The 11,770-nt window shown below is 49.6% G+C and carries 8 protein-coding genes and 2 pseudogenes; 6 read left to right on the top strand and 4 right to left on the bottom strand.

The genetic code is table 11. From position 1 onward, the window contains the following. Positions 1-441 precede the first annotated feature (441 nt). From MHZ89_RS21455 to MHZ89_RS21445, 3 genes are all read left to right on the top strand, one after another. Positions 442-1,308, top strand: coding sequence for a RepB family plasmid replication initiator protein (locus MHZ89_RS21455; protein ID WP_311784546.1), 867 nt, complete (start codon positions 442-444; stop codon positions 1,306-1,308). Positions 1,309-1,745: 437 nt separating this feature from the next. Further along, the gene (locus MHZ89_RS21450) at positions 1,746-2,111 is read left to right on the top strand and encodes a hypothetical protein (protein ID WP_311784545.1); all 366 of its coding nucleotides are present in this window, start codon (positions 1,746-1,748) and stop codon (positions 2,109-2,111) included. Between the two features lie 640 nt (positions 2,112-2,751). Continuing rightward, a complete protein-coding gene (locus MHZ89_RS21445; RefSeq protein WP_081876086.1) occupies positions 2,752-3,072 on the top strand; it encodes a hypothetical protein in 321 nt (106 codons plus the stop codon). Positions 3,073-3,203: 131 nt separating this feature from the next. Here MHZ89_RS21445 and MHZ89_RS21440 read toward each other — a convergent pair whose 3' ends face one another. Together MHZ89_RS21440 and MHZ89_RS21435 are read right to left on the bottom strand one after the other, a co-directional pair. Continuing rightward, positions 3,204-4,163 (bottom strand): diguanylate cyclase, encoded by a 960-nt coding sequence (locus tag MHZ89_RS21440; protein WP_033755754.1) that lies wholly within the window; start codon positions 4,161-4,163, stop codon positions 3,204-3,206. Positions 4,164-4,450: 287 nt separating this feature from the next. Next, positions 4,451-5,344 (bottom strand): annotated as a pseudogene (locus MHZ89_RS21435) (LysR family transcriptional regulator). 97 nt (positions 5,345-5,441) lie between these two features. Between MHZ89_RS21435 and MHZ89_RS21430 the strand changes: the two are divergent. From MHZ89_RS21430 to MHZ89_RS21420, 3 genes and pseudogenes are all read left to right on the top strand, one after another. Further along, positions 5,442-6,500: pseudogene (locus tag MHZ89_RS21430) on the top strand (SDR family oxidoreductase). A gap of 461 nt (positions 6,501-6,961) precedes the next feature. Further along, the gene (locus MHZ89_RS21425; protein WP_033755685.1) at positions 6,962-8,173 is read left to right on the top strand and encodes an AAA family ATPase; all 1,212 of its coding nucleotides are present in this window, start codon (positions 6,962-6,964) and stop codon (positions 8,171-8,173) included. After that, a complete protein-coding gene (locus MHZ89_RS21420) occupies positions 8,170-9,150 on the top strand; it encodes a ParB/RepB/Spo0J family partition protein (protein ID WP_033755686.1) in 981 nt (326 codons plus the stop codon). The genes MHZ89_RS21425 and MHZ89_RS21420 overlap by 4 nt, the downstream gene beginning before the upstream one ends. Before the next feature lie 129 nt (positions 9,151-9,279). On the opposite strand, the gene MHZ89_RS21415 is transcribed toward MHZ89_RS21420, so the two are convergent. After that, positions 9,280-9,549 carry a hypothetical protein gene (locus tag MHZ89_RS21415; protein ID WP_127908357.1) on the bottom strand — a complete coding sequence of 90 codons (270 nt, stop codon included), beginning with the start codon at positions 9,547-9,549 and terminating at the stop codon, positions 9,280-9,282. Between the two features lie 796 nt (positions 9,550-10,345). Next, entirely contained in the window at positions 10,346-11,326 is a 981-nt protein-coding gene (locus tag MHZ89_RS21410; protein ID WP_033755755.1) for a RepB family plasmid replication initiator protein, read from the bottom strand. Between the last annotated feature and the right edge of the window lie 444 nt (positions 11,327-11,770).

Below are 11,770 nucleotides of genomic sequence, written 5' to 3'. Positions count from 1 at the left end.
GTTCTGAAAGGCCATCAGGATCTCCAGTAGGATCAGTTCAACACGAGCGTATGGTTTTTCAGATAACTGCACAGTGAGACGCAAATTCTTTGTGGCTCACTGCGCAGTTGAACAAGCCGCAGGCGCGTTAGCCGGACCCGACGGCAATTTCTGTATCCGTTGCCGACTGTTATCCACAAGTCCACAGGTCCGATCCAATAATATGTCCAGTAAGATCCTTATAGTACCAAATAGATCCCCGATCCGCTCAGGCCGCTCTGCGTCTGGATTCAACGGCGATGCGTATGTGTGCTGGCGGGAAGTTAATGTGTGCTGGCGGGAATTTGATGTGTGCTGGCATGCTGGTAATGTGTGCTGTTGGGATATAAAGTGTGTGCTGACGGGATAAGGATCCTTTCCATCTACAGCTGGTAATTCTCTCCGGAAAAGTGAGATAACCCTATGACAGACAAGTCATTTATATCTGATGCGCTTTACAGCGACATGATCAGCAAAGAAAAACAGCTCACAGTCAATTCAAACAACACCGTTCAGCCGGTTGCGCTCATGCGACTCGGGGTATTTGTTCCTAAGCCCACCAAATCCCAGGGCGACAACAATGTTGTTGATGCATCTGAGCTTTTTTCTCAGCTGGAGATCGCCCGGGCGGAAGGATATGACAATATCAATATTGCGGGTCCGCGGCTTAACATGGACTGTGACTTCAAGGTGTGGATAGGCGTCATCTACGCGTTCAGTAAGTACGGTCTGAATTCCAATAAAATTGAACTCAGATTCACGGAATTCGCCAAGGGATGTGGCTTTTCTGCCAAGCGCATCGACGCGCGCCTGCGCAGCTCTATCCATGAATCGCTGGGGAAACTTCGTAACAAGTCCATTTCATTCAAGCGCGGCGCCGACGTTCGGGGAAGTTATCAGACCGGCCTTCTTAAGACGGGCTATTTTGACGCAGACAAGGATATTGTTCAGCTTGAAGCTGATGAAAAGCTCTGGGAGCTGTTTCAGCTTGACTATCGCGTCCTGTTGCAGCAGCACGCCATCAAGGCGCTCCCCAAGAAAGAAGCGGCTCAGGCTATTTATACCTTTATTGAAAGCCTGCCGGCGAATCCTGTTCCCGTGGGCTTTCCGCGCCTGCGCGAACGCCTTTCGCTTTCCAGCTCGGTCAGCGAGCAGAATCGCACGATTAAAAAGGCCCTTGAGCAGCTTCAGAAAATTGGCTATCTGGAGTTTTCTTTGGTTCGCAAGGAGCGCGAAAATTATCTGATCATTCATAAGCGCAATCCCAAGCTCAAGCCCCTAAATCTTTAAATGTGTGCTGGCGGGATTAAGACCTGCAGCCGTCATCGACGATGTGCGCTGGCGGGAATTAACGGTTTCCTCTTGTAGCCAGATTGTTCCGGATCGGTATTCCTGACCGGGGCAGGCCCCTCATCGTGTGTGCTGGCAGGGCAACTGGCTCTTTTGCCCGGCAGCACACATGTTATTACCGGTATTTTCTTACAAAGCTCCCCGAATTGCTTCCGATTTAATCTGAATCCCGACAGCACACATCCGGACCTTCTTTGCTATAGCAGAACCTCCGCCAGCGCACATGCCCGATGGTAAGCTGGCGAGCTATCCCGACAGCACATATACTGGCACGCAGCACAGCCGGCTATTTCTCTTTGGTATCTCTTTACATTGACTACCGGGTGCAGACTTGTAAGCATGTGAAAAGGCAAACGGCAATAGCGCGCAGAGTAAACATGGAAACAGTGCATATCTATTCGGCAGGCAGCTGCAACGGGCAGAAGCGCGAAGGGCTGGCGCGTGTGCTGATCGAGCGGGACAGCGGAAAAACAGGACTGACGTTCCATTATTACGACACCACCTCAAAACGCTGCCTCATGCAGGGGTTAATTGACGGCGTCCTGCAGCTTGATGCCTCTTACCATGTTGTGCTGGTAACCTCCTCCAGGCTAGCGCTGGAAAAGGCCGAAGTAGGCGAAGGGCCAAACCGCGATCTTATTTATGAACTGTACCGCGTTCTGGCAGCGAAAGGCTGTACGTACGCTTTTGACTTTCGCGAAGGGCAGGGGGTGGAACTGAACAGATATATTCAGGCAAGCTGACGTCAGCGCCGCGCCTCTTCTGACTGACTAACCGTGAGCGCTCTCTGTCAAAAGTGAGGTGCTGTGGTAAGGTGGTTATTCTTAACCGCATTCTTACCCGCCTGCACGAACGCATTTCCCTGTCAAGCTCGGTCAGCGAGCAGAATAGCACGATCAAAAAGGCCCTTGAGCAGCTTCAGAAAATTGGCTATCTGGAGTTTTCTCTGGTTCGCAAGTAGCGTGAAAATTATCTGATCATCCATAAGCGCAATCCTAAGCTCAAGCCACTGAATCTTTAAATGTGTGCTGGCGGGATTAAGACCTGCAGCCGTAATCGACGATGTGCGCTGGCGGGAATTAACGGGTTCTTGGCGTAGTTAGATTGTTCCGGGTCAGTTTTCCTGCCTGGGGCAGGCCCCCCACAGTGTGTGCTGGCGGGGTATCTGCCTGTTTTGCCCGGCAGCACACATGTTCTTACCCGTGTTTTCTTACAAAGTTCCTCTACTGCCTCAGATTTAATCTGAGTCCCGACAGCACACATACTGGCACGCAGCGCAGCCGGCTATTTCTCTTTAATATTCCTTTGCATTGACTAACCGGTACAGACTTGTAAGCATGTGAAAAGACAAACAGCATTAGCGCGCAAAGTAAACATGAAACAGTGCATATCTATTCGACAGGCAGCTGCAACGGGCAGAAGCGCGAAGGGCTGGCGCGTGTGCTGATCGAGCGGGACAGCGGGAAAACAGGACTGACATTCCATTATTACGACACTACCTCAAAACGCTGCCTCATGCAGGGGTTAATTGACGGCGTCCTTCAGCTTGATGCCTCTTACCATGTTGTGCTGGTAACCTCCTCCAGGCTGGCGCTGGAAAAAGCCGAAGAGGGCGAAGGGCCAAACCGCGATCTTATTTATGAACTGTACCGCGTTCTGATGGCGAAAGGCTGTACGGTTGGAGGCCGTTTCTCCCTGAGCTAAACAGGACTCGCCGTTGATCTTGTGAACAGTACGGTCCAGTATCATGTAAAATATTTTGCGGGTCATCCTGTTATTACTTATAAAAACGTTTGCAACTTCTTTGGCAGGAGAGTAGCTAAATTTTATCTCTACTAGACTAGTTTCTTCCGGCGCTTTTCGGAATACATGACGCTATCGCTCTCTTTAATCATTTCCATAAGCGAGCTGTATTTACTGGGACTACTGTTAATTACGCCATAAGAGTAGTTGATATTATAGGGCTTGCCTGATTGCTGATTCCAAGCATTCAGGTTTTCGCGCAGCCGGTTCTGAAAGATTAAAGGCTCTTTACCGCTGGCAAGCAGGACGGCAAACTCGTCACCGCCAAGCCGTCCGATAACATCTTTTGAGCCCATTAGCTGACGCAGGTGCGCCGAAAAGACTTTCAGCACTTCATCACCCTCGGCATGGCCCCACATATCATTGATAGGTTTGAATTTATCCAGATCGAAATAGAGAATGCTGAAAGCGTTGCCGTTATGCTGATACTCCCTGAAGCGCTTCTCGCCGCTGTGGTAAAATCCGCGCCGGTTAGGAATGTCGGTGAGGCTGTCGGTCATCGCCATGTTAATGACCTGAAATTCATCTTCTACAATGAACGCGAGATCTTTTAGCGAGGCAACATCTTCGTCAGTAAATTCGCGCGGTTCGCTGTTGACCAGACATAACGTCCCCACTACCGCGCCGTCAGGCAGGCGCACCGGGTAACCGGCATAGAAACGGATAAAGGGCTCGCCTGTTACCAGCGGGTTGTCGTGAAAGCGTTCATCCAGTCGGGCATCGCTGATAATCAGCGGGTCTTCCTGCAGGATCGCATGGGCGCAAAAAGAGATATCCCGTTTCATTTCGCGACCGCTAAGGCCTTGACAGGCAAGCGTCCACTGGCGATCGCGGTCAAGAAGATTAATCACCGCTATGGGCACCTGGAACAGTCTCTGGCCAATTCGCGTCAGTCTTTCAAAGCGCTCATCATCCCTGGTATCGAGCAGATCAATCATATAAAGCGACTTCAGTCGCTCTTCTTCATTTTCCGGAATACCAGGAAATTTCATTTTTACCTCAACATCATCAGTAATACGCGTATCGTTCTGTTCTTTAGCGCTATTGTGGCAAACAATGTACGCCTTCAAACGCAGGATCAAAGAAAAAAAGCGCCCTTTTTCCTTCCTGTTAGCGGGTACGTATTCTTTATAAATCCCAGAGACGTTACGCGGTAGTTTTTATACGACCGACGCCAGCCAGCTGCGCTTGCCGAAACACCATTCATTTTCATTCTATCGGAGCAGGTTTAAGCAAGCGTCTGAGTAAATGTCTTAATTCATATCCTCTCATTTTTCGTTTAAGAACAAAATGTCATCCTAGGCAGATCCCTCAGCAAAGATTCACCCAGCTGCACGATGTGCCTGATTCACCAGGGAATAAAAGGGCATCAGGAAAGACCGCATATAAAAAACGATCTGGCAGACGCTAGATCGGTAGTACTCTAACCAGTTCGCCGGACTGCAACGCCTTCGCAGCCAGCAGCAGCTGTATACCCACAACGCTGATACCGGTCTACAGTGCCTGAAGCAGCCCTTCGCTGTTGCTTGCGTGAAAAATGGTATTGACCATCAGCTCAACCGTTTCATTATCTGCTACCAAAGGAAGCGGCGATGCCTGCGAGATGTCCCTGAAGCGAATGTGAGGCAGCCTAGCCACTTCCGCCAGCGATTCAACCGGCGCTAAATCGGGCGCTGCAAATAATAGCGTTTCAATGCATGCCAGCATGCGCGCTGTAAGCGTATCCGGCTACTCGCTGCTGAGCCGCAGCGCTACATCTACGCCTTCACTTACCAGCTCTGACAGGCGTTCATCAAGTGCCAGCGTCAGGTTTAGATCCGGATTATCTTTTTGCAGCGTCAGCAGGTGCGGCAGAAAAAGCTGTCCCAGCCCGTTTGGCAGCTGTATATGTAATATACCCCGCAACTGCTGTTGTCTGAGTCGCAGCTGATTTTCGATTTCCTACATCGCTTCCAGGAGCGGCACTATTTGACGGCGGTAGTATTCGCCCTGCTCGGTATGCACCTTAACCCGCAGTGCGGTGCAGCAAAATCGTGACAAGTTCCTATTCGAGCGCGGCAATTTTCTGGCTGAAAGCAGATTGCGTTATGCCAGACTGACGCGCTGCTTCGGAGAACGATTCCGCTTGTGCTACCCCTAGAAAGGTTGCAATCGTACTGAGCTTATTCTTCATTTAAGCGTTTTTCTTATAAGTGTCATCTTGTTCAGAGGACATGTGCAGAAAATCACATATAGCACACTTTGTTTCTTTCTTACTCAGGAGAACAGAGATGACGCAGAAAGATACGCCTAAAGTCGCGCTGGTTGCAGGCGCCAGCGGCATTGTCGGCGCAGCCAGATGGTTAACGCCCTGCTGGTTAAAAAATGGCAGATTATCGGGCTATCACGCCGTGCTGAAGCGCATGCATATAACGTTATGACAGTAAATGTCGACCTGCTCAGCGCACTGTAAAGCGCCCAAGCGCTGCAACCGCTTTGTCGGTGACGCATATCTTCTATAACGCCTGGCTGAATGCAGCGAACTGGAGTGCGATGGTTGAACCAAACGTCACTATATTACGCAATCTGATGAGCAATGTGGAACTCGTCGCTTCACTGGAGAATGTCAGCCTGATGCAGGGCTATAAAGTTTACGGCGCTCACTTCGGCCCGTTTAAAACGCCGGCGCGCAAGAGCGATCCTGGCGTGCCGGGCGCAGAATTTAACGCCGCTCAGCTCAGCTGGTTGAGCGACTTCCAGCAGCATAAAAACTGGCGCAGGCAGGCGCTGCGCCCTGGCGTAGTAGGCAGCACGACACCAGGCAATGCGATGAACCTACGCTAAGCATCGCTCTTTATGCTTCGTTGTGTAAGACAGAAGGATTACCGCTTCGTTTTCCCGGTTCGCCTCAAAATTGACACAGCATTGTCGATCATACTGATGCGGGCCTGCTTGGGGGAGCGATGCTATGGGCGGCAACGGCGCCAGACGCCAGCAATCAGGCTTATAACGTTAATAATGGTGATATCTGGCGCTGGAGCGAACACTGGCCACGGATTGCGAACTGGTTTGAGCTGGAGTGCGCGTCGCCGGTCAAGCTTTCTTTTCAGCAGCTGTTCGCAGATTATCGCGTCACCTGGCGTGCTATAGCTGAACGATATAAGCTGCAGGAAGCAGATATTCTGCGACTTAGCGATGCACAGTTCGCAGAATTCGTTTTCGGCTGGGACGACGATATGTTCGGTGATGGCAGCAAACTGCGCCGGACTGGCTTTACACAGTCATGCGCGAATGACGAGATGTTTTTTAGCTTATTCTCTCAGCTCAGAGCCGCCCGTATTATCTCCTGATGATTCGCTGCGGTTATCCTTGATATGCCAGCGCTGGTCTCTTCTCTTCGTCTTCAAACCTTTGTACTGCGCGGTTATCCATTTACACGCCGCATATATCGCAATGCATAATCCACTGTTCCGCACCTGTGCGCTTTACACTGGCGTTTTTTTATTTCGAGAGTCGCCGTGACCGCAGATCACTTAACGCCATGGGAATTTCAATGTGAAATAATTAATAAAAAAGAATATATTTCAGCAACTTATATTTGAAAAGAGCATGGGTAATCTGGCAACTTTTCAACCTTCCTCATTATCTTTCCGCACTGCTTTTCCGCCCAAAAAACAGCCAGATTGTCATTTGGCAAGGTGAATGAACAAAATATTATGCTCTGTACAATTTTTCACTGAAAACGCAAAAATCTTGCACATAGCAGGACACTCTGTACACTGTCCCGAAATATTGCCAACGGAGCGGAGTGATGAAGAGCAATTACGGTGGAGTAGACGAAACGGCGCGCAGGGCAAACGCTATGTTGCGTAGTATGAGTGACGATATTATCGATAAGCGTCACGAATTTGGCCTCGATCAGTATTACCAGACCTTCACCCGCAATTCGGTTGCTAACTTGCCCAAGCTCAGCCGCCGGGCCGTCGAGCAGGCAATTGACGAAATGGAATCCAAAGGTCACGTGTTTGGCAAAAAGGATGCCGGCAATACAAAGCACTACGCGCTCACGGTACAGGATGTCGTCGATATTTATGCGCATCGTAAAGTACCTAAGTATCGCGATATCCATAAAGGGGAAGGGCCGTTCGTCATCTTTGTGGTGAACCTCAAGGGTGGCGTCTCCAAAACAGTCAGCACCGTTACTCTGGCCCACGGCCTGCGCGTTCATCCGGACCTGCTGCAGTACGATCTGCGCAATCTGGTTATCGATCTCGATCCCCAAGCATCCAGCACGATGTTTCTGAACCATGCAAACAGCATCGGCTCAATTATGGAAACCGCCGCGCAGGCGATGCTTAACGATCTGGACGCCGAACAGCTTCACAAAGAGATTATTCAGCCAACGATTATTCCTGGCGTGGACATCATTCCGGCCTCGATTGATGATGGCTTCGTCGCCAGTCAATGGAACGATCTGGTTCGCGAACACCTGCCGGGCGTACTGCCTTCCGAAGTGTTACGTCGTAACATCATCGATCGCGTCGGCGATGACTATGACTTTATCTTTATCGATACCGGTCCGCATCTCGATGCCTTTATGCTCAACGCCATCGCCGCCAGCGATCTGCTGCTTACGCCGACGCCGCCTGCGCAGGTGGATTTTCATTCCACGCTCAAATATCTGACCCGTCTTCCGGAAATGCTGGAGCAGCTGGAAGATGAGGGCATTAATCCCCGCATTAAAGGCAATATCGGGTTTATGTCGAAAATGACCTCCAAGCGCGACCACGAGATGACGCATGGCTTAGCGCGTGACGTGTTCACCTCTTACATTCTTGACGCTGCTTTGCCGCGGCTGGATGGCTTCGAGCGCTGCGGAGAGACGTTTGACACTATCGTCAGCGCCGATCCCCAGTCTTACCCCGGCAGCACAGAGGCGCTTAAAAATGCTAAACGCGAGGCAGAACGTTTTACCCAGGCCGTGTTTAAACGGATTGAATTTGTCAGGAGTTCGCAGTCATGAAAGAAATGAAAAAAATGGGCCGCACGCTGGGTAATTCTAGCTTTTCGCGCATGCTGAGCGAAACGGAAAGCACGCGCGTTTTTATCCTAAAGTCTGGCGCCGAAGCACGTTTCGCCCTGACGAAAATCTTGCACGATGATATCGAAGCGCAGACCTATGTCGATGCCGCTGTAAACGGCCGCGACCAGGCTTTTCTTACGCCGGAGTCGGTCAGCGATATTTCCCGAACCATCAAGCTCCAGCAGTTCTTTCCCGCCATCGGCCGCGAAGTGGACGGCCGTATCGAAGTGCTTGACGGCTCGCGCCGTCGCGCCGCCTGCCTCTATAACGGCACACCTTTCGAAGTGCTTGTCACTAAAGATGACCTTTCGCTGTCTGACGCGCGCCAGCTTGCTATCGATATCCAGACCGCGAAAGAGCATACGCTGCGTGAGCTGGGCAAGCGACTTATGGTGATGTATCCCGAGAGCATGAATCAGTCAGAGATCGCCAGAGCAGAAGGGCTGTCGGCTGCAAAAATCAGCCGGGCTTTTCAGGCCGCTTCGGTGCCTGACGAACTGATTGGCCTGTTTCCCTCGGTGAGCGATCTCTCTATTAATGATTATCAGACGCTGCTTGATATTGCTGAGAAAGTGGAAGCAAGAAAGGGCAGTCTGGATGAGCTGGTAGAGACGGTGCGCGAGCGCATAGAAGGGGACACCACGCTGGATCCGCATGACCCTACATCGAAATCCAGAATCATTGGTTTCATTCGTTCGGTAAACAGCAGTGCGAAAAGTGCAAAAGCTGACAAGAAAGTCGTGACGGAAAAGATGGCGGTGTTCGCTGACAAAAAACAGTTCGCCCGTAAGAAGACGGATGCGGAAAAACGTCTGGTCACTTATGAGTTTTCACGTATTCCCGCGCACTATCAGGCTGAGCTTGATGCCGCGGTAAAAACGATTCTGGAAAAAATGCAGGCTGAAAGTAAAGCCTGATAACAAGAAGGCCCTGAGCGGTACTCTGTCAGGGCCTCACCTTTAGCATTACTAGCAGCGTATCGCTACTGAGTACCCGCGAAAAAAATACTCTAAGCAGCTGTTTTATAAAAAAACAGGCTAAATATTTCAAACTGAAATTCCCGCCGCTTTCAGTTTTGAAAGCCCTTTTATCACGCTTAAGGGATAACCACAGTATCCATACCAGTATGTGACGTTATGTCTTTTCGGATCTGATAATGCTTTGTTTATTAGTAAAGCCAGTTCGGCCCATGTAAATAACCTTGCCTTATTAAGTCTTAATGACAGCAGATTAAGTTTTGCCCCTGAAATAGGCTTATCAGTAAAATGGTTATTGCATCTTGCTGCTTCTGCTGGCTCTGCCGGTTCTGGTGCCATGTTGTTGAGCCGGGCATACAGGCGCGCAATACGACGTCACCTCATATCAGCTGTAATCAGTAAATTACCTTTTGCGCTGCTGCCACCTTATCTGTTGAACAGTTGTTTTATTGCACGCCTGAAAACCGGCATTTTCAAGACAGCATGCAGTAAGCATCTGCAAAACCTCAATATCTTACACATAATCCCGGGTTTGAAATATTCCTCTTTAAACATTAGGGCAGGGCAGAGATATAAGCTGTAATGAGTAAATTACTCGCTATAGTTTATATTACTCACTACAGCTTATGACATAAGCTGTAGTAAGTATTTGGCTCTTTTTGGAGTTTGTATAAGCTGTAGTGAGTAACCTGAATAAGTTAGTCTGTGCGACGTTACTGGTCGCTGTTGTAGACAGGGTTCAGATCCTGAATGCTTGGTATGTCGGAAGAGAGGGCAGGCTGCATTGGACGAGCAATGGCCCGGTTTCCCTGACAAGGAAAGCTGGCTGGCTGGGTGCTGTGTGATAAAGCATACAAAAAAAGTATATAAGCTGTAGTGAGTAAGTTACTCACTACAGCTTATATTTGTGATGTGCGTTCCAGACGACGTTTCGGATGGCGCCAGAACATATTGATGATTTAAAAGGTAATTTTACGTTTCTCGTATATAACAAGAGACTGCAGCTTTAGGCTCTTGTCAGTAGTGCGGTATCCATAGCGAGATTTACTCACCAGAGGCTATATAAGCTGTAGTGAGTAAACTGACGGGGAATGCATGCTTTTGAACGCCTATCCGCGCAATACTGGAAAGGCAATCACTTGTTTTTGAAAAGCTTTTCCAGGTCTTCCATCGTAATCCCCAGCTTTTCGAGCACCTCGAGCTTTTTCGTCAGTTCGGGATCGGGGCTGGCTGGTGCAGGCACTGCGGTCGGAATGGTTTCTTCGCTCTCGTTCCTGGGCGCTTTGAGCTTAGGGCGTCGATAGTGCACGTTAAAGAAGACCGCACGGCCTCTCTGCACTTCCGTATAGTCTAGGTAGCCAATCTCCTTCAGTTGCTCCATAGCGCGCCGTACGGTCTGGTTTTGAGAGAATACGGGGGATTTAAGGTTAAGCCTGGCGCGCAGGCGCGCAAGTGAGATAGGCGCCGGATTTTTTGGCAGGCTTTCGATAAAGGTATAGATAGCCTGCGCCGACTCGCGCCGCTTGAGGACGTTAATAGCTTTAAGCTGCAAAAGTACTTTACGATCAAACTGATAAAGCTCAAACAACCGGGGATCTGCCTGCAGGATAACGATATCTTTTGCAGTATCGTAGTACGCTGACTGCACAAGGTGCGTAACGTACTCTTTAGAGTGCTCTTTGGTGTTTGCTGTGAATGAGATGACCGTTCCCGCAATTCGCTTCAGAGAAGGGCTTATACGCTCTCTGAGCTTCTTAGAGGAGCGATTAGACGGTATGCCACAGAGCTTGGCGAACTCGACAAAGGGAAGCTGTACCTTATCGCCAATCACCTTATGCTTGGCGAATGAGTGGATAATCCCCACCCAGGTTTTGAAATCATTATCCATGTCCAGCCGCGGGCCGACGATCTCGACTTTATCGAAGCCTTCTGCCTTGGCCAGCGAAAGCCGGGAGAGTTCTTCAGTCGCGTCCGTAACGGACATTGTATTTTTTTTGCTATTTTTTAACGACTTAAGGGTCGGAACAAAAACACCGAGCCGCATAAGCGCAACCGGCTGCACCGTATTATTGGCGTTGGGCGTTAGGGTGACGAGCTCGCCAGTGGATTTGTCCATCTCCTGGAAAAGAGTATCAAGATCTATGCTTTCGTTATCCAAAACAGGCTCCGGATCCTAATCGTTAACGCTATAAACCGTTAATTTAGCTAGTAAAGAGAGTAAAGCACCCAGCAAGCGAGCAGTGGCGCAGGGCACTTTCAGATCCGCTGAGCTGTGGATCGAATATGTATGATCCAGACAGAACAAACAGGACAGCGAATAGCAACATGAAATTAAAGATAAAAATTATCCACAGTTAAGCAGAGAAAACCGTGATTTAACTCACTATAGCTTATCTTGTTTACCAGTTACAGCTTATAATCTACGCTTCATAGCTTATGATTTACTGACTGCAGCTTATATTTTACTTGCTACAGCTTATGGGATCACCCTTTTAGGCCAGAGCTGGCAAGGGCTACAGCGATCGGGGATCTCTTTAGGATCTTATTAGGATCATATAAG

Source organism: Pantoea sp. ACRSB (genome assembly GCF_022346905.1).
GTDB classification, from domain to species: Bacteria; Pseudomonadota; Gammaproteobacteria; order Enterobacterales; family Enterobacteriaceae; genus Pantoea; species Pantoea piersonii.
Note: the sequence above shows the minus strand (reverse complement) of the source record. Positions and strands in the feature narration are given on the sequence as shown.

What these genes read in the sequence shown, in the direction of transcription:
- MHZ89_RS21455 (WP_311784546.1), top strand. Translation starts at nt 442, where the DNA reads ATGACAGACAAGTCATTTATATCTGATGCGCTTTACAGCGACATGATC.
- MHZ89_RS21450 (WP_311784545.1), top strand. Translation starts at nt 1,746, where the DNA reads ATGGAAACAGTGCATATCTATTCGGCAGGCAGCTGCAACGGGCAGAAG.
- MHZ89_RS21440 (WP_033755754.1), bottom strand. Translation starts at nt 4,163, where the DNA reads ATGAAATTTCCTGGTATTCCGGAAAATGAAGAAGAGCGACTGAAGTCG.
- MHZ89_RS21425 (WP_033755685.1), top strand. Translation starts at nt 6,962, where the DNA reads ATGAAGAGCAATTACGGTGGAGTAGACGAAACGGCGCGCAGGGCAAAC.
- MHZ89_RS21420 (WP_033755686.1), top strand. Translation starts at nt 8,170, where the DNA reads ATGAAAGAAATGAAAAAAATGGGCCGCACGCTGGGTAATTCTAGCTTT.
- MHZ89_RS21415 (WP_127908357.1), bottom strand. Translation starts at nt 9,549, where the DNA reads ATGGCACCAGAACCGGCAGAGCCAGCAGAAGCAGCAAGATGCAATAAC.
- MHZ89_RS21410 (WP_033755755.1), bottom strand. Translation starts at nt 11,326, where the DNA reads ATGGACAAATCCACTGGCGAGCTCGTCACCCTAACGCCCAACGCCAAT.